General features: G+C 57.5%; 19 protein-coding genes, 1 tRNA gene and 4 pseudogenes. 15 read left to right on the top strand and 9 right to left on the bottom strand.

The genetic code is table 11. The annotated features are described in order from the left end of the window. Positions 1-14: 14 nt before the first annotated feature. Positions 15-836, top strand: coding sequence for a hypothetical protein (locus tag FPT15_RS11335; protein ID WP_145160930.1), 822 nt, complete (start codon positions 15-17; stop codon positions 834-836). Here FPT15_RS11335 and FPT15_RS11340 read toward each other — a convergent pair. Next, on the bottom strand, positions 833-1,522 hold the full coding sequence (locus FPT15_RS11340) for a tellurite resistance TerB family protein (RefSeq protein ID WP_145160932.1): 690 nt from the start codon (positions 1,520-1,522) through the stop codon (positions 833-835). The two genes, FPT15_RS11335 and FPT15_RS11340, sit on opposite strands and share 4 nt — an antisense overlap. Positions 1,523-1,647: 125 nt before the next feature. Here FPT15_RS11340 and FPT15_RS11345 point away from each other — a divergent pair, with 125 nt between their 5' ends. Further along, complete coding sequence (locus FPT15_RS11345; RefSeq protein WP_145160934.1) at positions 1,648-2,175, top strand: DinB family protein; 528 nt, start codon at positions 1,648-1,650, stop codon at positions 2,173-2,175. Positions 2,176-2,177: 2 nt separating this feature from the next. Here the strand turns inward: FPT15_RS11345 and FPT15_RS11350 are convergent, their stop codons facing one another. Continuing rightward, positions 2,178-2,636, bottom strand: a complete 459-nt coding sequence (locus FPT15_RS11350; RefSeq protein ID WP_145160936.1) for a GFA family protein — start codon at positions 2,634-2,636, stop codon at positions 2,178-2,180. Between the two features lie 182 nt (positions 2,637-2,818). Between FPT15_RS11350 and FPT15_RS11355 the strand changes: the two genes are divergently transcribed. Continuing rightward, complete coding sequence (locus FPT15_RS11355; protein WP_145160938.1) at positions 2,819-3,100, top strand: hypothetical protein; 282 nt, start codon at positions 2,819-2,821, stop codon at positions 3,098-3,100. On the opposite strand, the gene FPT15_RS11360 is transcribed toward FPT15_RS11355, so the two are convergent. Further along, positions 3,078-3,467, bottom strand: a complete 390-nt coding sequence (locus tag FPT15_RS11360) for a glyoxalase/bleomycin resistance/extradiol dioxygenase family protein (protein WP_145160940.1) — start codon at positions 3,465-3,467, stop codon at positions 3,078-3,080. The two genes, FPT15_RS11355 and FPT15_RS11360, sit on opposite strands and share 23 nt — an antisense overlap. A 230-nt stretch (positions 3,468-3,697) precedes the next feature. Here FPT15_RS11360 and FPT15_RS11365 point away from each other — a divergent pair. Together FPT15_RS11365 and FPT15_RS11370 are read left to right on the top strand one after the other, a co-directional pair. After that, positions 3,698-3,784 (top strand) — tRNA-Leu (locus FPT15_RS11365). Between the two features lie 205 nt (positions 3,785-3,989). Further along, on the top strand, positions 3,990-4,166 hold the full coding sequence (locus FPT15_RS11370) for a DUF3606 domain-containing protein (RefSeq protein ID WP_145160942.1): 177 nt from the start codon (positions 3,990-3,992) through the stop codon (positions 4,164-4,166). A 222-nt stretch (positions 4,167-4,388) separates the two neighbouring features. Here FPT15_RS11370 and FPT15_RS11375 read toward each other — a convergent pair whose 3' ends face one another. After that, positions 4,389-5,096 (bottom strand): hypothetical protein, encoded by a 708-nt coding sequence (locus tag FPT15_RS11375; protein ID WP_145160945.1) that lies wholly within the window; start codon positions 5,094-5,096, stop codon positions 4,389-4,391. 395 nt (positions 5,097-5,491) lie between these two features. Then, entirely contained in the window at positions 5,492-5,875 is a 384-nt protein-coding gene (locus FPT15_RS11380) for a RidA family protein (protein ID WP_145160947.1), read from the bottom strand. Positions 5,876-6,391: 516 nt separating this feature from the next. Between FPT15_RS11380 and FPT15_RS30345 the strand changes: the two are divergent. The 5 genes and pseudogenes from FPT15_RS30345 to FPT15_RS11400 all read left to right on the top strand — a co-directional run. After that, positions 6,392-7,111: pseudogene (locus tag FPT15_RS30345) on the top strand (MCP four helix bundle domain-containing protein); the annotation flags it as partial. A gap of 306 nt (positions 7,112-7,417) precedes the next feature. Beyond that, positions 7,418-8,017: pseudogene (locus FPT15_RS30350) on the top strand (methyl-accepting chemotaxis protein); the annotation flags it as partial. An 84-nt stretch (positions 8,018-8,101) separates the two neighbouring features. Beyond that, entirely contained in the window at positions 8,102-8,632 is a 531-nt protein-coding gene (locus tag FPT15_RS11390; protein WP_145160951.1) for a GAF domain-containing protein, read from the top strand. Between the two features lie 497 nt (positions 8,633-9,129). After that, positions 9,130-9,951 (top strand): alpha/beta fold hydrolase, encoded by an 822-nt coding sequence (locus FPT15_RS11395; RefSeq protein ID WP_145160953.1) that lies wholly within the window; start codon positions 9,130-9,132, stop codon positions 9,949-9,951. Further along, complete coding sequence (locus FPT15_RS11400; protein ID WP_145160955.1) at positions 9,941-11,455, top strand: PAS domain-containing sensor histidine kinase; 1,515 nt, start codon at positions 9,941-9,943, stop codon at positions 11,453-11,455. The genes FPT15_RS11395 and FPT15_RS11400 overlap by 11 nt, the downstream gene beginning before the upstream one ends. A 204-nt stretch (positions 11,456-11,659) precedes the next feature. Here the strand turns inward: FPT15_RS11400 and FPT15_RS11405 are convergent, their stop codons facing one another. Beyond that, complete coding sequence (locus FPT15_RS11405) at positions 11,660-12,199, bottom strand: GNAT family N-acetyltransferase (protein WP_145160957.1); 540 nt, start codon at positions 12,197-12,199, stop codon at positions 11,660-11,662. A gap of 275 nt (positions 12,200-12,474) precedes the next feature. On the opposite strand from FPT15_RS11405, the pseudogene FPT15_RS11410 reads away from it, so the two are divergent. Both FPT15_RS11410 and FPT15_RS11415 read left to right on the top strand, forming a co-directional pair. Continuing rightward, positions 12,475-12,660: pseudogene (locus tag FPT15_RS11410) on the top strand (aldo/keto reductase); the annotation flags it as partial. Positions 12,661-12,768: 108 nt separating this feature from the next. Then, positions 12,769-13,374, top strand: a complete 606-nt coding sequence (locus FPT15_RS11415; RefSeq protein WP_145160959.1) for a cysteine hydrolase family protein — start codon at positions 12,769-12,771, stop codon at positions 13,372-13,374. Positions 13,375-13,419: 45 nt separating this feature from the next. Here the strand turns inward: FPT15_RS11415 and FPT15_RS11420 are convergent, their stop codons facing one another. Continuing rightward, positions 13,420-13,812 carry a tautomerase family protein gene (locus FPT15_RS11420; RefSeq protein ID WP_145160961.1) on the bottom strand — a complete coding sequence of 131 codons (393 nt, stop codon included), beginning with the start codon at positions 13,810-13,812 and terminating at the stop codon, positions 13,420-13,422. Between the two features lie 117 nt (positions 13,813-13,929). Here FPT15_RS11420 and FPT15_RS29755 point away from each other — a divergent pair. After that, a pseudogene (locus FPT15_RS29755) lies at positions 13,930-14,070 on the top strand (LysR family transcriptional regulator); the annotation flags it as partial. Positions 14,071-14,135: 65 nt separating this feature from the next. Then, a complete protein-coding gene (locus tag FPT15_RS29760; RefSeq protein WP_178119682.1) occupies positions 14,136-14,318 on the top strand; it encodes a hypothetical protein in 183 nt (60 codons plus the stop codon). An 8-nt stretch (positions 14,319-14,326) separates the two neighbouring features. On the opposite strand, the gene treS is transcribed toward FPT15_RS29760, so the two are convergent. Next, the gene (gene treS, locus FPT15_RS11430) at positions 14,327-16,393 is read right to left on the bottom strand and encodes a maltose alpha-D-glucosyltransferase (protein WP_145160963.1); all 2,067 of its coding nucleotides are present in this window, start codon (positions 16,391-16,393) and stop codon (positions 14,327-14,329) included. A 256-nt stretch (positions 16,394-16,649) separates the two neighbouring features. Continuing rightward, positions 16,650-17,420: an AraC family transcriptional regulator gene (locus FPT15_RS11435; protein ID WP_145160965.1), complete on the bottom strand. Its 771-nt coding sequence runs from the start codon at positions 17,418-17,420 to the stop codon at positions 16,650-16,652. A 176-nt stretch (positions 17,421-17,596) separates the two neighbouring features. Between FPT15_RS11435 and FPT15_RS11440 the strand changes: the two genes are divergently transcribed. Continuing rightward, complete coding sequence (locus tag FPT15_RS11440; RefSeq protein ID WP_145160967.1) at positions 17,597-19,222, top strand: APC family permease; 1,626 nt, start codon at positions 17,597-17,599, stop codon at positions 19,220-19,222. Positions 19,223-19,227 lie beyond the last annotated feature (5 nt).

Here is a 19,227-nt window from a genome sequence, read left to right on the forward strand (position 1 = left end):
AAGCGAGGTGCATCATGCACAAAAAACACACCCCTCATCGCCAAGACGGGTTTGCCAAATATCGCGCACGTCACTATCGCGGCGCTCGCCATACCCTGTTGCTGCTGCCGCCGGCCAAGCGGCGTGCACTGCAACGCAACCTTACGTTTATTGGCGTGACCCTGGGCCTTGTCCTGCTCATCGCGCTGCTTTCCAAAGCTCACGCAGCCGGTGGCGCCTATGTGGTTGATGACGGCGCGGTCAACGCCCCAGGCGAATGCAATGTGGACGCCTGGTACACCGCCAATCGGCACGAAGGCAACAGCCACAGCGAAACCTTGAACCCGGCCTGTACCTTCAACGCACTGCCCTTGGTGCAATGGAGCGCCGCATTGTCGCACGCCAGCCAGGCCGGTGATGCCCAAACGCAGGTCAGCCCGCAAGTGAAGGCCCAGGTGTGGTCACGCGACGACCTGGGGCTACAGCTGGCAGTTTCGGCAACGTCGCATGTTGCCTTGGATCGCCAACACGCGTTCGACGGTGCGGACCTGAATGTGCCATTGACCTGGCAACCTGTCCAAGCGCTGCGCCTGAACCTGAATGGCGGCTGGACACATGCCTACAACGGCGGCGAGCAAAACCATCGCCTGACCTGGGGCACGGGATTCGAATATCAGCTTGCGCATGCTTTGACGCTGATCGGTGAGCGCTACGGCCAGGAAGGCGGCGACCAGGCGTGGCAGGCCGGGCCCCGCTTCCATCTAGGCGCGTTGGTGGACGTGGATGTCGTTGTCGGGCAGAGCCTGAGCGGCGAGCGCGACCAGTGGTTGACGACCGGCGCCACCCTACGCTTCTAAGCCTTGGCTTGCTGTTCCAGGTGCAGTTGCAGATCAGGATCGAGCTGCAACTGCCCTGCCAATTCATCCAGGTAGCTACGCTCGCCTTCCTGTTGATCATTGACCAGCATCACGCTGGCCAGGTAGATCTCCGACGCCACCGCCGGGTCACGCGCATACTCTGCAAAATCGGCAGCATTGAGCGGCTTGGCCACTTCGGCGTCGAGCCATTGCTGCAATTGTGGGTCATCGGTGTGGCGACCGATTTCGGCGCTAATCATCTGCTGCTCCTGCGCGTCGATCTTGCCATCCGCCTTGGCGGCCGCAATCAATGCACGCAACAGCGCATGGCTATGGGCCTCGGCCTCAGGGCCGTCGAGCTGGTCAACCGTCTGAATGGCTTGCTGGGGTGCAGACGCCTGCTGTCGTTGCCAGGCCTGATACGCCTGGAACGCGGCCATCCCGAGGGACGCCAGTGCCGCGTAATTCATCCCGCCGGAACGCGCCGGCGTCGTACCGCCGGCGGGCGCGCCGCGCAGCAGCCCACCGAGACCACCCAACAGACCACCCAGCCCACCGCCGGCCGAGGCAGTGCCGGTGCTGGTACCTTTGAGCAAACCGCCCAACAGGCCGCCCAGGCCACCGCCCGAGGTGGCGCTGCCTGACTGCCCGCGCAGCAATTGTTCCAATAGATCGCTGGTATTCATGGTCTTGCCCTCCCAGGGCGCAGTGTTGGCGTTCAACAACCATAGCCCGCCGCAGCTGGAACACCATGACCGCCGGGCAGGCACGCTCTATGATGACGCCATTGCGCCGTTGAGAGAGAACACCCGTGAACCGTATCGAGCACATCGCATTGATGGCCCACTACAACCAGTGGATGAACCGCAAACTCTACGACGCCGCCGGCACGCTGACGGACGCGGAGCTGGCGGCGGATCGACAGGCGTTTTTTAGCTCAATCCTCGGCACGCTGAATCACCTGGCGCTGGGGGATACCGTCTGGCTCAAACGCTTTGCCCAGCATCCAGCGGGCTTTTCGGCGCTGGCCCCCTTGAGTGCGATTGCCACACCCACCGACCTCAAGCAGCTGGCCTTTGCCGATATCCGCGCGCTGTCAGCCCATCGCGCGTGGCTGGATCAGCTCATCATCGAGTGGGCGCATAGCCTGCGCGAGTCCGATCTGGACCAGCACCTGCATTATCACAACATGCGCGGCGCAGCGAACCACAAGCCGTTCTTTGGCTTGCTGGTGCATTTTTTCAATCACCAGACCCACCACCGAGGCCAGACAACCACGCTGCTGACCCAGGCGGGCGTGGATGTAGGCGACACCGACCTGCTGGCACTGATTGACTGAGCTCAGCGTGCGCTGAACGCGGCGTAGGCCTGCATCAAGCGCGCAAAGTCCTGCGGCTCAGGCAATTGCGCAAAGCTTTCGACGGCAGGCGTGGAGGCCCAGGGCAGCTTTTCGCTGGTCCAGGTTTCCATGAACGGCACGTAATCGTGGGCGTCATCCAACAATGTCGCGCGCACATTGACGAATTCGTCGATGCCATGGGGTCGGGTAAACAGCCAGCTCATGCAATGCGGGCAGCAATAGTGACGGTCCACACCGTGCAAGCCGCCGATGACCGGGCAACCCTGGGTCACGGTAAAGCCACTGGCGGGGATCAAGGCGCTGAGGGAGAACGCGCTTGAGGTCATTTTCCGGCAGCCGCTGCAGTGGCAAGCCATGGTGATCAACGGCGGCAGGCTCACGCTGAAACGCACCCGGTTACAACGGCAACTGCCTTCCAGCGGCAACACGTCGACGGTCATCATTCATTCCTTTTTTATGATTTTTGGCCCCGCAGGGTAACGTGAACCCGTCGCGAAACAAAACCGAACGCCACGCCGCGCCCGGGGTCCAAACCCTGAGGCAGCGGGGTTTGGACCCCGCCCTGCTCACGTGCACCTGCTGGTCTGGGATGCGCGTACCCCCATAAGAAGGAGACGCTTACATGGTCACTCACTTCAAGGTCGCCGGGCATCTAGCCTGCGGCCACCACGGTAGCAACCTCACGTCCAGCACCGAGCTGAACCGAGTCAAATGCCGCACCTGCCGCAATACCGAAGCCTACAAAGAAGCGCGCCGCACACAACGCAATGCCGCCCGCCGCTCCGCGCGCAAAACCCAGACCCACACTGCCAGCGACTGGCGCAGTGCGTGGACACAACGCCTGACCGACCTGCCCGGGTTGCAGCGCTTGCCACGCGGGTTCAGTGGGCAGCGCTTTGTCTGATCTGTTCGGGTATTGAGAAAATATTCACCAGGTTCCCGTCGGGGTCCTGCAGCAGTGCGCAAGTATTGCCCCATGGCATGATCGTCACAGGCATTACCACTTGCGTGCTGCTGACCCGCAGCAGGATAGCTTCGACCTCCTCCACCTGAAACTCCAGGATCGCCGAGCGGTTACTCGCAGCGACGGCCAACCCGTTGTTATGCAAGCGGACCAAACGCTCGTCGCTTATCGCCAGAACCACACCCTCGAAGTGAATCTCGGCAAAACCATCAGCCCGATGCCGCGGCTCGATAGTCGACAGGTTTTGATAGAACCGTATGAGTTGCTCAAACTGTTGAGTCACGATGCGAACAGATGCAAATTTCATGAGCTGACCTGACTGGAATACGCAGGCGTACTCTAATTCAGGGCTGTGTCAGATAGTGACAGGAGCATGTCGTGGCGTGTCAAAACCTTCGCCCTGACGCCAGGTTTCTCGTGTAGATCACTGATCTGGCAAGCTTTTTCAACTTTGCGCGAATGCAACAAACACAACCTTCGACCTTGCATCCCAGCGCCTGGGTCTATATATTCCCAACCCTGCTGCACCGCGCTACCGCCCGAATGGCGAAACTGGTAGACGCATGGGACTTAAAATCCCCCGCTCGTAAGGGCGTCCCGGTTCGATTCCGGGTTCGGGCACCATGGATATCAAGGGCTTGCATGATGAATTTCATGCAGGCCTTTTTCTTTTTTGTTCCGCAATTTCCACACTGTTCCGCAATTCCCCTCCTCCGGCGTCCTGCCGAATGCACTTACCCTCCTGTAACCTCAATCGAACTACCCATACCTTCCCATGCTCTATCGGGAGTCGCCTGGGCCCTCCAGGCCAACCCGCAGGGAGTGGAATATGTCTGATGATCTGAAAAACCGCGGGCCTCAAGATCGTGCTCGAGTGAACACATCAGAACCTTGGGAGCTAAAGCACTGGACGAAGGAGTTTGGCGTAACAGAGCAACAGCTCAAAGACGCCGTTAAAGCTGTTGGTCCGATGGTTACTGACGTTCGTGAGAAGCTCGGCAAATAGTGTCAGACGCGCCCTGCGCTTGGCGGGGCGTGTTCAATTTCTTCGCGGTGTCTGCGGCAATCTGCAGCGCCTCACCGAAGAAGCTCCCTGCTACGCTGTTCGTCTCGGGGAGGAACGCCGATGCCACATTCAGATTTGATCCCTACCCCGCTCTCAAAATGCTATGAAAACCAACTCGCTCTTGAGGAAACCTGATGCGCGCTTGATCTGTCGCCCCTTCATCTACTCGTAGTAGACCTTGGCGGAATATTTGTAGTCTCGTCCCAGTTTCGCGCACCATTCGGGGAAGCCGCCTATGGGATTTTCCGAATAGGCTTTCCAGTCCGCGATGAGGCGATCGAAATGCTGCACTTCAGATGTCAGATAAGCCAGCGCTTCGGGATCAGGGGCTTCTGCTATGAGTCTTCTGGCACGCTCCAGCGCTGAGGTCGCCTCGTCAACACTGCCTAAGAAGAAAGACTCGTCAAGATGATGGGTGGCATAGTCAATCCCTCCAAGCGCGAAGTCGATCAGCATCCTGCGGACAGGCATATCTTCGGGGAACCCAGAAAGTGCTCTGGTAAGCAGTTCAGGGTCACGGTTGAGCATCCCGAGCCATCGCACGGGTAAGGTTGTGACTGCATCTTCCTCCATCCATGCCTTCAACGTAGGCACCAGAAACCGGGCGGTGAGCGGCTGCGTCAGAAACTGATGGGTTTTTGAGGATCGCGAATTGGCTTCGAGAATTTCGATTGCTGCGCGACGTGCGGCGGCGCTATCAAACGAACTGGATGCGACGAGAAACCGTTCAAGTGCAGAAAATGCTTCGCGACGTAGCCCTTGTTCTCGATATCGACAATAGCTCGCAAGTGGCTTCAGGTCAGAATGTGCATCAAGGCTCTCCGCAAGCGCCAGAAGCCCTTCGAAATTATCATTGTTCCAATAATACATGGCAGTAAGGCCTAAGAAATGCGGCTCCGAGAGTATGCTCGGCGAGCGGCGCGAGCAAGATGAAAGCCATGCCTCATTGAATTGACGTCGTTGCCAAATGTTTAAACTCCCGCAGCGAGCAAAATTGCTGAGCTGTGCCCGCACAACTGGATGCCATTACGCAACCAGTAACCCCCGCTCGCTACGGTCCAAAGACGTGATCACCCACCCTTTGCGCAAGCCAGGCACGAACAAGTGTTCGAAGGTCTTGCTGTTGGCGCTGGCGTCGATCCTCGCTGATCCGCGGGTGAACTAACATCGGCTGCCCTGATTGCAAAATTGAGCCGTCTTTTCCATGGCCATTTTTTGGGCAGTTTGCACACTGTTCGACCATGCAAAGCCGCCTCTACAGCCTGTCACACCCCGAAAATAGCCTCAATTTCGATATTCAGTTCCGGGGAAAACAACTTTGAAACCTCGACCAGGGAGCTGGCAGGCAGATGTCCATCATAGTGCTGCACCAGCACCTTGCGCAGTTCGCCGATTTGGCTGAAGTCGGTGATGAATAGAGTCACCTTCAAGAGTGCAGATATATCGGTGCCCTCTTCGGCGGCAACCGCTTTAATCTGCTCCAAAATAGCATTGGCCTGTTTTTCTAGGCTCTGCCCTTGAGCATTAGTTCCGAACGCTGTGAAGCCTGACAGGTACAGGGTATTGCCATGTTTCACCGAATGCGAATAGGGCCCCACGGCAGGAGGAAGTGCTGCGTAAGTTTTACGTTCGATATTATTGCTTGGCATATTGGCGTGTCCGAAATGTCAGTAGAACGGCCGTGGGAAACGTGAGGACTAAGGGGCCTGAATTGATTCGGCCTTTAGATTAATTGTCGTAGAAATACCACATGACAGTCGCGACTGTGGCGACCCACCCGAGGGTCAGCAGTATTGAAAGACCCGCAAGCCGCTTGTCCATCGTGCCCTTTCAGTTACCAAAATGATCGAAGTCAAAGCGTTCCCGGCAAGCGTAGTTCACTGCGCGAAGCCTGCAACGGTGCGCACGTCGTTGCGGCACGCTCCGCTTGGATTAATCGAACATTCCCCTCCGACCCGCTTACAGTATGAGCGCCTGCAACTCATGAGCGCGCAATTATTTAGCGCGCCTATTATCCCGATGCATTCTTTTGTATTCCTGGATTTACGCCTGCCGCCCAAGCTGCAGCCGAGAGTCACTGTGCCGCATGAACAGTCTGTTTTGTTCGCGCTCAACAAAATGACGTGGGTTGCCACGCCAATAAATCCCGGCCCTCGGAGGCCTATATGAAATTAAGATCCTTGAATATCGCGCGCAGGGCTTTCGTCTGCTTTGGGCTAATTACACTCCTGCTCATAAGCCTGGCGGGCTTCTCGTATTTGCAGATAGATCACCTACGTAATGCAGAGCAGGACATCGAGCAAAACTCCCTTCCCAGCGTCCAGGTCATTGACGACATTCAAATCGCCCTGCTCCATGCTCGCCTTGAAAGTATTCGCATGCTGTCGAGCACGACCAAGGATGTGCATGATAAATCGCTGTCGTTGGTCGAAGGCGCCATACAGATGCTCCAGTCGAAGACGGCGTTTTACCGTGATCATCTGATTTCTGGCGAGCAGGATGAAATCCAGTTTTCGAAGACAAACCAAGCTATGAATGTCTACATCGACGGTCTCAAGAACGTACTTGCCCTCGATATTTCTGATCATGACCAAGCTGTCCTTTTTGCGAACACAGAGCAGGCACAGCGAGCAAGCGCCTATCAGGAGCAGCTAACAACACTTCGTGAGCAAAATGCGCGTCAGGCGGTGGTGTCGGGGCAAGACGCGACGGACGTATATACGCATAGCGTTAAAGTCTTGATCTCGGTACTGGTAGTCGCATTTATCTTAACCATCGTCCTGGCGACCCTGTTCACTAAAAGCATTGTCAGCCCCATCAGCGCCTCGCTGAAGTTGGCCGAAGATATCGCGTCTGGCGACCTCACCCACGACCTTGAAGTTACAGGTTCAGACGAAGCCTCACGCTTGATGCATGCGCTCAATCGGATGCAGAAAAATCTCAGAAACACGATCTTGGAAATCTCGGGAGCGTCTGCCCAACTGAGTACCGCAGCGGTTGAAATGACCTCGATCACCGAAAGTGCCGATCGCACCCTTCAGCAGCAAAACAGCGAAATAGAGCAAGCAGCCACAGCAGTGACCGAAATGAGCGCCGCCGTCGAAGAGGTCGCCCGCAATGCCAACTCCACATCTGAAGCGGCCACGCAGTCCAGCTTGGCGGCTGATCTGGGCAATCAAAAAGTGACTGAAACGTTAACGGCCATGCGCGGACTGACGGAACTGGTCGAAGTCTCCTCAAACCAGGTGAAAGAACTCGCGGGCCAGGCTCAAGACATCACCAAAGTTCTGAGTGTGATCAGGGCGATTGCCGAGCAAACGAATCTCCTGGCGTTGAATGCAGCAATTGAAGCGGCACGTGCGGGTGAACAGGGCCGTGGTTTTGCAGTGGTGGCCGATGAGGTTCGGGCTTTGGCGCACCGCACCCAAACGTCGACCCAAGAAATCGAGCAGATGATATCCACCATCCAGGCCGGTTCTTCAGCCGCAGTCGAGTTGATGCACAAGAGCACCTCTGAGGTCTACACCACGCGAGATACGGCAGAGCAAGCAGGCCAATCGCTACGCCAAATTATTGATTCCGTACTGGAAATCAACGACCGCAATATTCAGATTGCAACCGCTTCCGAGGAGCAAGCTCACGTTGCACGTGACGTGGATCGCAGCCTCATCAGCATCCGTGACTTGGCAATTCAAAGCACTGAGGGTACCCGCCAGACGTTGACTGCCAGCAATGAGTTATCACGTCTAGCAGTCAACTTGAATGACTTGGTTCTCCGATTCCGGACCTAAAAGCTGGATCAAGCACAGTGCGTTCATGGCACAGAGTTACCAATCAACAGTGACACGCTCAGCTACAGACAGCAGGGGATAAAAATGGCTTCTCATGAGATTGCCTTGCACTCTGTGCTGAGCGCAGATGAACGCTCTGAAATAGCTGAACTGGAGGCCACAAGCGCTATTTTGCAGCTTGTTACGCGCCTTACAGGAATGCGATTTGCCGGGATTGCCAAATTCACGGAAAAGGACTGGATAGTTTGCTCAGTTTTCGACCCAACCCATCTAGGGATAGAGGCTGGAAATATCCTGGAGTTGGAAATCACCCTCTGCAGCGAGCTGAGAAGAAACCCCAAAGCCCTCTTCATTCCAAAAATCAGTGGCGATCGCAGATATTCAGATCGCCATGTCGTCAAGCGATACGGACTGGAAAGTTATGCAGGCGCTCCTATCTTCCTTCCTGATGGGCGACTCTTTGGTGCTTTATGCGCGCTGGACTCACGCTCAATATTGTTTGAAGACCCGGATCTTGAGGAGACTTTAGTTTTATTCGCCAAGTTAATAGGCTGCATTTTTTTCACCAACCTTGCTGCTGAACAAAAGCCAGCAAGTCCTTGTCAGGCTTCGTAGAACTAATTGATTGAATCGTCAGCGTGCAATGGCGCGAACGTATGCGTGGCAGGCCCGAATGGCAGCCCCTACGCAGCGTACCAACATACCGGACACCGCCCAGATCTAAGGAACGAGATGGGCAGCGCTGCAAGCCTGCCTTGCAGCCCCACCAAACGCCTGTCCAACCGGCCGTTGGTCAGCGATGTAGCGTTCAGCCAAGGCTCGTCTGCACCAAGCATTCCGCCGACATCAGGCCTCACAAAAACAAGAGATTTTCACGGCGCCTGGCTAACCATCCGAAAAGCCACCTCCAGGCATACGCTTAAGCATCACGTCTCAAGTTTTTAAACCGGCTGCCATACATGCGTTCTCATTTTGCCAGCTGCGTCATGCCCGTTGAGACTTGCTATCGTCCAGGTTTTTGCTGCCAAGCAGGACGGACGACGGCAGTTAATGACGTAGACTGTTAAACTCGCCCTTTCGAATTCCATGTGTGATCAGCGCAGGAGGCTTAAATGTCTGTCCTAACCCGCAACAATGTACGCGTCCACGGTTCAGGCCCTGTCACTCTAGTTTTTGCGCATGGTTTTGGGTGTGATCAGAACATGTGGAGACTCGTCGAGCCGGCATTCCGCGACAACTTTCGGACGATTCTTTTCGACGTTGTAGGCTGTGGGAAGTCAGACCTCTCAGCCTATGAGGTTGTGAGGTACTCATCATTGAAAGGGTACGCGCAGGACATCGTGGAGATTATTGAGGAGTTTGCGGATCGCCCGGTCATATTTGTTGGGCATTCTGTCAGCGCTATGGCGGGCGTAATCGCCGCGAATAAGCGGCCTGATCTATTCGGGGCGCATGTCATGGTTGGGCCTTCACCGTCGTATATCAACGATGGTGAATATTTTGGTGGTTTCAGCAGGGAGGACATCGACTCTCTTCTGGAGACGTTGGAAAGCAACTACCTCGGCTGGTCGAGCTCCATGGCCCCCGCCATCATGGGCGCGCCTGGACAGCCCCATCTTGGTGTCGAATTAACCAATAGCTTCTGCCAGACAGACCCTGATATTGCGAAGCGGTTCGCCAGGGTGACGTTCCTATCTGATAACCGCACTGACGTGGCCAAGCTACTGGCGCCGGCGCTGATTATTCAGTCATCCGACGACATCATTGCACCTGTCGAAGTAGGTCGTTACCTCAACAAGGTCATCCCGGATAATCGTCTTGAGGTGATAGAAAACGTGGGGCATTGCCCGCACCTGAGTGCTCCTGATCTATGCATCAATTCGATCCAAAGCTTCATTGCAAGCGTTCAGGGTCGAATTGCTCATGGCGGCTAATGACGACCCAGTCCCTGATGCCGACTTGCTTTACGAGCACGCTCCCTGCGCCCTCATTATCACCAGCAAGGCCGGTTTAATCCTTCGCGCAAATGCCACCTTCTGCGAATGGTTGGGATACTCCAAAGATCAGTTGGTTGGCCGACGTAAACTACAAGAGTTGCTGACTGTCGGAGGACGGATTTTCCATCAAACTCACTGGATGCCTTTGCTTGAGATGCAGCGTTCCATCTCCGAGGTAAAGCTTGAGTTTGCGACGTCTGAGGGTAAAAAATTACCGATGATTCTCAATGCAACAAGGCGGGAACACCTTGGCGGCATTTTCGATGAGGTTTGCGCGTTTGTAGTGATCGAGAGGCATAGATTCGAGCAGGAAGTGCTGATTTCCAAACGGCAAGCTGAGGAATCGCTCGAAGCTCACCTAGCTCTTCAGCGGGATTTGTCGGTTGCCGATGCAAGGCTGCGAGTTGCTCTAGAGTCGGCCAAGATGCACGTTTGGGACGTCGACCCGGTGACACTTGAGCGTCGTTACGATAACAGCGTCGCGCAATTGCTCGGTTACCCGTCAAACCAAGATGTTTCAGCGTCAGTTTACTCAGACCTGATAGACCCTAATGACCTTCCAAGAGAGGCCGAGTTATTTTCGGCGGCTCTCGGATCGGTAGCTCAGGAGTATCGCTGCATTTATAGATTGAACGGCGTTGACGGCGTTCAGCGCACGGTACTCTCCACTGGGCGTGCGGCATTCGACCCAAACAACAAGCTCGTTCAGTTTGTCGGTATCCTTCATGACATTACAGACGTAAAACGGGAGCAGGCAGCAGCAGAAGACCGTGCTCTATTCTCTGAGCAAATGATTGGGATAGTGAGTCACGATCTGCGTAATCCCCTATCGGTGATCTCAATGGCCACCGAGGTGCTTGAGCGGAATGATCTGTCCCCCAGGCAGCTGAAATTGGTTCGGCACACTCAGGAAGCGGCGCAAAGGGCACGCAGGCTTATCAACGATTTGTTGGATTTCACGCAGGCCAGAATAGGACGCGGTATTGGGGTAACAAAAACGACTATCGACCTACACCTGCTGATCGCTGCGGCTGTCGAGCAGCTTCGAATCGTTTATCCCAAACGAGAGCTTCTGCATTCAATCAATGGCCAGGGTCTATGCATGGCTGACAGCGATAGGCTTACGCAGCTTGCAGGTAACCTTATTTCCAATGCTGTTACATACGGAGCGGTGGATCGCCCGGTGACAGTAACCTCCTCCATTACGGAGCAAGGTTTCGAGCTGGTGGTGCACAACTGGGGTATACCGATTCCTCCAGACTTCCTCGCCACGGTCTTCAGTCCGATGACTCGTGGCGTCAATCTTGCGCAAGATAGTCGCAGCGTTGGATTGGGGCTTTTCATTGTCCGCGAAATCGTGAAGGCACACGGCGGCACGGTTTCGGTTAGCTCAACAATTGAAAGTGGGACAGAATTCAAGGCTACTTTTCCGTTAAAGTAAGCCTGTGATCCCTGTTAAAAAACACTTTCGCCAGATGCAAAAAGCCCTGCGCGGGCTGGGCATTGACGGCTGTTAAGCTCCGATGCGAGAAAGCGCTGGAGCGTTCCAGCAAAGTCCGTCGGACAGACCCTTTTCTTTTTGCCCTGCGCAAATCCCCCCCCCCCGCGTCCCGCCGACCGACGATCACACGCGCATCCTGATCCGCTACAACTCGTTACCCACCAACGCATCACGCTCAACTTTATAAAAAACGGTCTCTTGGGTGCGCCCGGCGACATCCTTCGTCGCGGAATGCGACAACCTCCCGCCGATTTTCTGCATGGCCCGTTGTGAGCGAATGTTCTGAGCGCCGATATGGAACCATACCGTGTCGACCCAGCGAAATGCGTGGTCGAGCATCAGGCGCTTGAGTTCCCCATTCGCCGCGCCGCCCCATTTTTCGCGGGCTAAAAAGGTGTACCCAATCGCAACCTCACGTTTTTCTTCACTGAAGTCGTAGTACCGAGAACTGCCTATCACCGCATGGCTGGCACAGTCGATCACCACCACAACGCTCTGCGACGTTAATGCCTCGTCGAACCACTCACGAAATACCGGCGCCTGATAGCGGGTTGGGCTCGGGTGCTGAGCCCAGAGCAAAGGATCGGCGGCGACGCGGTACAGGGCTTCGAAATCTGCGCTGTCCAACGGGCGCAACTCAAGCGTGTGCCCGACGATGGACGGCGGAATGGGCAGCGATTGCATCGATGTTTCTCCATAAATTCGATGTGGGCGGGTCGTGACGCGTAGGCCGTTAGCATCGCGATAACCAGCCTGTTTGCGCCAGAGCGATGAGCAGCCAGGCAAACATCACTCAGGCTTGAACACTCAAAAAACCATAATAGATTTTATGTAGAATCTATTTGATAGATGTTTTCAGTCATGCCTCTTCATTCTCGCTTAAGAAATTCCTCAACGAACACGACCCAAGCGTCGTGCTTGACCTACGATTAAAGGCCTGATGAGGCCGAGGTGATGCAATGAGTTTGAAAGACAACATTATCGGGCAACTGGGCTTCGGCACGGCGCCGCTGAGCAACATGTTCCGCGCCATTGACGAAGACGAGGCGGCCGCTAACGTCGCTGCCGCCTGGGCTCAAGGCATCCGTTTCTTTGACACAGCGCCGCTGTATGGCGCCGGCTTGTCCGAGACTCGCCTTGGCAAACAGCCCCGCGTATCCGGCGGTTGCCGCACACCGTTTGAAGGGTACGACCTACAGCGTCGCCCTGGTTGAAGGCAGTAACGAATAAACCCTATTGATCGGAGAGCGACCATGCACCCGCATAAAACCGCAATTGTGTTGATTGAATACCAGAACGACTTCACCACCCCCGGCGGAGTGTTCCATGACGCCGTGAAAGACGTCATGCACACCACCAACATGCTGGCAAACACCGCCACCACGATTGAGCAGGCACGCAAGCTGGGCGTGAAGATCATCCACTTACCGATCCAATTTGCCGACGGCTACCCTGAGCTGACCACACGCTCCTACGGCATTCTCAAGGGCGTCGCCGACGGCAACGCCTTTCGCGCCGGCACCTGGGGCGCCGAGATCAGCGACGCGCTGACGCACGAAGCCGCTGACATCGTGATCGAAGGCAAACGCGGGCTGGACGGGTTCGCCACCACCGGCCTGGATTTGGTCCTGCGCAACAATGGCATCCAGAACCTGGTCGTCGCAGGCTTCCTGACCAACTGCTGCGTCGAAGGCACGGTTCGATCAGGGTACGAGAAAGGCTATGACGTGGTGACCTTGACCGATTGCACCGCGACGTTCAGTGAAGAACAACAGCGCGCAGCCGAGCAGTTTACCTTGCCGATGTTTTCGCAAACGCTGCAACACACAGCGTTTCTGCAGGCGCTGAACGCCGAATGAAAAAAGGGGCGACTCAGACTGAGTCGCCCCTTTTTAGTGCCCCGGTCACTCGGTCGGCGCGTACTGCATTTCACCGTTACCAAACGACCAGTCTTCGCGCTTCACGTCCACCAGGCTGATCCACACGTCTTCCTTGCGCAACCCGGTCCTGGCGTGAATGCCTTCGGCGATGAATGCATAAAAGGCCTTTTTCACGTCAATGCTGCGCCCGGCGTTCCAGGTCACCTGGATAAACACAATCCTGGGCGTGTAGCTGATCCCCAGATAACCGGCCGCCGGGTACACCAGTTCATCCTTGGCATGACGGTTGATGATCTGGAATTTATCGTGCTCAGGCACGTTAGCAACGCTGGTCATCGCCGCGTACACCACCTCGCTGATGGCCGTCACGGTGTCGGTAGAGGTGTCGGCGGCGAGGTCAATTCGGACTAAAGGCATGAACATATCCTTAACAGGGTGAGCGGCCATCCGCACCGACGGCCAGTGGTACAACGCTAGTCGCCACCACAAGATTCATCAAGCGCATAATTTTCCAAAAGATGATGAGTATTTCGCATGCCACTTCAAGAATTGAAGGCCTTCGTCACCGTGGTCGACAGCGCGTCACTGACCAAGGCAGCGCAAACCCTTTGCCTGACGCAGTCCGCGGTTTCTCGTCGCATTCAGCACTTGGAAGAAACCTTGGGCGAAGCATTGTCACGCACTGCAGTTCCGAGCTCGAACAACGCCTGCTCCTCGGCGAACGGGATGCGGCCACGCTGATGCTGCCCGCCGCCAATAGCCCGCCCGCCTCGCTGCAAGCGCAACGGATCACCACACTCGACATTCAGGTGGTACAGAGCAAGTGCACACCACTGCTGGCCCAAGGCATTGCCGACGGCTTGCGCCAGCGAGACGCAGAGGATGCGGCGCTGCGCAAGACTCACGCTCGAACGCCGCGTTAAGGCCGCACTCAAACCATCGGCGAATGACTGACGACCCGCAGCGCCAGGCCCTCGTAGGCATCCAGCGTGATCGTAAATTCACCCTCGGCAGTGAGGTCGCCCTCAACCCGTTCATTGATGATGTCCACCACCGGCCCCGGCGCGATATTGGGCAGGTGCAGGGTTTCGGTGATCGCGCTGTTGCTAAAGTTGAGCGCGGTAATCTGCGTGCCCTTCCCGGCCGGCAACTCGTGGACCATGATCAGCAAGCCGGGATGCTCGACGTCCGGCACCAGAATCTGCCGGCTGGCGGCGATGCCATAGGCACTGCGCACCGCGAGGATTTTTTGCAGCTGCGAGGCAAACGACTGCGGGTCCTGCAACTGCTGGTTAAGGCTGCCATACAAGGCTTTGGAGCGCGGCATTTGCCCCGCCGACAGCTCGGCCTCGGGGTTCAGGTCCACCAGGTCGTAAGCGCCGCGATGCACCCAGCGGGTATCGCCGTCGGCCATCAAATGCGCGACTTCATCGGCCGCCAACGGCAGTGCGCCAACCAGGTCCCAACCCGACAAGGCAAACACCCCAGGCTGCATGGCGTTGTACATCACCAACAACAAATGGATCTGCCGGATCTGCTCGATATCGGCCGGCGTAATCGCCTCCAGGTCACGAATACCCAGCGCTGCAGTGATGATGCTGGCGGTGGTGCAGGACACGCCGTTGGTGACGAATTTGAGGTTATACGGCGCATGTTCGCCGGTCAGGCGTTCGTACATCTGTTCGCGGATATGCTCACGCAAAATGTTGCCGGGGAAAGTCTGGCCCTGGTAGAGGTAATTGTCGTGGGCGTGCAAGGTCCAGAAATGCACCAGCTCCAGGGTCAGTTCATCGTGGTTTTGCAATGCATGAATCAGGGAGCCTGGGTCGATGCCCTGGCTGTGCATTTCGCGCAGCATCAGGCGCAGAAACTCGGTGTCGCCCATCAGCAACGCATGCTGATACGCCGGGCGCGTGATGAAGTCATAGGACAGGTCCGCGCCGCCGTGTGACATCGAGGCGATGTCATCCACCGTCAGGTTAAGCTCCTGAAAGCTGAACCCACCGGCCTTGCGAATCGCGCCGCCGAGCAACTGGTTGCCGGTAATCGACAGCGGATGGCTCTCCGACCAGGCACCGCCCTCGAGCTTGCGCTCCACCCCCAGAAAGCCGTTGGCATCCAGGCGCAGGATCTTGGCGCCCATCACGTCAATCGCATGCAGGGCGTCGCCGATGATCATTTGCTGCGCGGCGAACGAAGGGTCCAGCCAGTTCAGCGATGGCTGGCCTTCCTTGAAGTAATGCAGGTAGACCCAACGGCGCGGCTTGCCATCCACGCCGACCACCACCGGGGTAGCGCTCCAGTCGGTTTCCTTCACGCCGGGCTCAAAGAAAATCACCCGCTGCAACTGGCCGACGATGTAATGCTTGTCGCGCAGCGCATCCACCTGCACCGGGCTGAGGTTCTGCGCGTCCCGGCCTTCGGCGACATCGGGCAACATCGGCCAGTCTTCTTCGCGGATTTCCACCATGTGGTAGAGCCCGGGATAGTCCTCGTACGCCATCTCGGCCAGGCGAAAATCCGCGCCCTTGCCGGTGTGGGATGGGATCACGTCGTCGATGATCACCGCATTGTGCGCAGCGGCCATGCGCGTCAGCGCCTGCAGCTGCGCCTCGGTGCCCAGCTGCGGGTCGATTTCAAAACTGATGCGGTCAAAGTTGCCGTCGATGGTCGGTGTATGCCGCGTGCCAGAGAGCCCGCCGGATTTTTTCAGTGGGCCGTTGTGAATGCCCTGGATGCCGATCTTCGACAACGCGTGCCACAGGCTTTCATCTCCCAGCGCCTCCAGCACCGTGCCGTTTTCACGGGTCACGATCGAGGCCGGGTAGGCGGTAAACCACACCGACGACAAGGCTGAAGCATCACGCGGCCGGGTATGCGCATACGGCTGCTGCCACAATCGCCCTTGCCCCGAATAGAGCTTGGCGCGCTGGCGCGCCGCGTGCAGCATCGATTGCTCAACCAGCCAGTTCACATGATCGTTGTCCGCCGCCGTCATAAGCCCGTTACCTGTGTGCGTGAAAAAGTTATCTGTAAGCATAGGAGCCGCCACGGGTGCGATTCGTTGCATTGCAATTTGCACTGTACGTGCAGCGCAGTTCGTAGGCGTTGAATCGCACACTCGACTCGCCGGGCGCATGAGCAAATCACGCGGCGTCATTTGTGGCCACCGGGAACCGCCATCTAGTCGCTCGCCGCGTGCGCGCTGGCAACAGCGCGGGCGCTGCTCGCGGCGAAGCTCAATGGCTCAGGTCTCACGCACGGCCTTGCGTCGCCTGCCGATACTGCCTCGGTGTAAACCCGGTCAACGCCCTGAACTGGCGGGTGAACGCGCTGTGGTCGGTGTAGCCGCATTGCAGCGCGACCTCGGTGATCGGCAGTTCGCTATGCAGCAGCCGGTGCGCGTGCTCCAGGCGCACTTTCTGGATCATCTGCCGTGGCGTCAGGTGGAAAACGCGTTTGCAGTAGCGCTCCAGCTGCGCCACGGAAATGCCGGCAATGCGCGTTAGTTCACCGAGGCTGACGCGCCGGTTGAAATGCGTGCGGATGTGCGCGTCGACAGCGGCCAGGCGCTGGTACGCCGGGTGCGTTTCGCTGGCTGACTGCAGGTCGACGGAGATGCCTGCCAGGCCGATGATCTGGTTTACATCGCTGTACAGCGGCCATTTATGCGTCAGGCACCAGCCGGGTTCGCGCGTGCCATAGAGGTGCAGTTCCAGCTGGTCTTCAAGCACAAACCCCTGTTCCAGCACGCGCCGATCCTGTTCGGTATAGCCCGGCCCCAGTTGCGCGGGGAACACCTGCGCACTGGTCTTGCCCAGCAGCGGTTGCAGCTGCTTGAGCCCGCAGCGCTGCACCAGCGTGTGGTTGGCGAGCACGTAACGCGCCTCGATGTCCTTGATAAAGATCGCGGCGTTGGGGATCACGTCGAGCATCGGCAACAGCTGCGCCACCCCGGCCAATAGCTGCTGCATGTCGTGGGGACGATTGGCCTGAAAAAGGCTCGCAAATGCGCTCGGCAGCATGAACTGGACTCCCCTGTTTTCGAGCAGATTGCCCCATGCCGAAGTGACTGTCGAGCGCGGCAAACTGTGCCGAATTCGTCATCCACACAGGCGCAAAACATCAATCGCCACGCCCTTGATGCGTTCAGGATAACGCCACTACCTGCCTATCCAATAACTCACAAGAAGGCGCCGCCATGTCTGCTCAAGGCAAGTTCAAGAAACAACTTTCACTGATGGACCTGACCTTTATCGGGCTGGGCGCCATCTTCGGTTCGGGCTGGCTGTTTGCGGCCAGTCACGTCTCGGCCATCGCCGGGCCGGCGGGGATTTTTTCCTGGCTGATCGGCGGTTTCGCCGTGCTGCTGCTGGGCATCGTCTATTGCGAACTCGGCGCCGCCCTGCCCCGTGCCGGTGGCGTGGTGCGTTACCCGGTGTATTCTCACGGCCCGCTGTTGGGCTACCTGATGGGCTTTATCACGCTGATTGCGTTTTCAAGCCTGGTGGCGATTGAAGTGGTCGCTTCGCGCCAATACGCCGCGGCCTGGTTTCCCGAACTGACCAAGGCCGGCTCCAGCGACCCCACCACCCTGGGCTGGCTGATGCAATTGGCGCTGTTGTGCCTGTTCTTTGTCCTTAACTACCGCAGTGTGAAGACCTTCGCCATCGCCAATAACCTGGTGAGCGTGTTCAAGTTCATCGTGCCGCTGCTGGTGATTGGCGTGCTGTTCACCTTCTTCAAACCGGCGAACTTCCAGGCGCAGGGTTTTGCCCCGTTCGGCCTGTCGGGCATCGAGATGGCGGTGTCGGCCGGCGGCGTGATTTTTGCCTATCTGGGCCTGACGCCGATCATCTCGGTGGCCAGTGAAGTGAAGAACCCGCAACGCACCATTCCCATCGCGTTGATCCTCTCCGTGCTGCTCTCGACGGCCATCTATGTGCTGCTGCAAACCGCGTTCCTCGGCGGCGTGCCGACCGAGATGCTCGCCAATGGTTGGGCGGGAATCAGCAAGGAACTCGCGCTGCCTTATCGCGATATCGCCCTGGCGCTGGGTGTGGGCTGGCTGGCGTACCTGGTGGTGGCGGACGCGGTGATCTCGCCCAGCGGCTGCGGCAATATCTACATGAATGCCACGCCGCGCGTGGTGTATGGCTGGGCGCAGACCGGCACGTTCTTCAAGATCTTCACGCGCATTGATGAGAAATCCGGCATCCCGCGCCCGGCGCTGTGGCTGACCTTTGGCCTGTCGGTGTTCTGGACCCTGCCGTTCCCCTCCTGGGAAGCGCTGATCAATGTGGTGTCGGCCGCGCTGATCCTAAGCTACGCCGTCGCCCCGGTGACCGTCGCCGCGCTGCGCCGCAATGCACCGGGCATGCCACGGCCGTTTCGGGTCAAGGGCATGGCGGTACTCGGCCCGCTGTCGTTCATCATCGCCGCGCTGATTGTGTACTGGTCTGGCTGGAGCACCGTGTCATGGCTGCTCGGCCTGCAAATCCTCATGTTCGGGGTGTACCTGCTGTGCGCACGCTGGGTGCCGACCGCACACCTGAACATCAAGCAGCAAGTGCGCTCATCGGCGTGGTTGATCGGCTTCTACGCGGTGACCCTCCTGCTCTCCAAACTCGGCAGTTTTGGTGGCCTCGGCGTGCTCAGCCACCCGTTTGACACGCTGATCGTCGCGGCCTGCGCCTTGGGCATTTATTACTGGGGCGCGGCCACCGGCGTGCCTGCCCACCTCGTGCGCCTGGAACACGAAGACGACGAAAGCGAAGTCGCCAACGAGCCCCGGCACAGCACGCTTTTGTCCCCGGCCACCCACTGAATGGA

This window comes from Pseudomonas sp. RGB (assembly GCF_007713445.1).
Classification (GTDB): Bacteria; Pseudomonadota; Gammaproteobacteria; order Pseudomonadales; family Pseudomonadaceae; genus Aquipseudomonas.